General features: G+C 55.8%; 1 protein-coding gene. It reads left to right on the top strand.

Annotated elements, in window-relative coordinates:
• A partial coding sequence (locus tag ACXAFR_RS27540) for an NAD(P)/FAD-dependent oxidoreductase (protein WP_475183426.1) occupies positions 1 to 477 on the top strand: 477 nt, incomplete at both ends.

Genomic DNA, 477 nt, shown 5'->3' with positions numbered 1-477 from the left:
GCAAGGCGCGCCAGTGACTGTCCCCGTCACCCACGATGATATTTATGTGCTGAAATCGTCGGAGAAAGGCCAGAAGGTCCCCAATGCCCTGGTGCCCAAGACCATGCATAACGAGGGCAATTACATCATCAGCCTCGGCAATCTATGCCGCTGGCTGGCGGAACAGGCCGAAGCTCTGGGCGTGGAGATTTATCCCGGTTTTGCCGCTGCAGAGGTGCTCTATCACGAGGACGGTAGCGTCAAAGGGATTGCCACCGGCGATATGGGTGTGAGCACCACGGGTGAGCATAAAGATGCCTATATGCCGGGCATGGAATTGCACGGCAAATACACGTTATTTGCGGAAGGCTGCCGCGGCCATCTCGGCAAGCAGTTAATCGCCCAATTCAATCTGGATGACGGCAAAGAGCCTCAGCATTATGGCATCGGCATCAAAGAGCTCTGGAAAGTCCCGGAAGCCCAGCATCAACCGGGATT

This window comes from Pseudomaricurvus sp. ABR4_320 (genome assembly GCF_056159445.1).
This window is presented reverse-complemented; position numbering and strand designations above follow the sequence as displayed.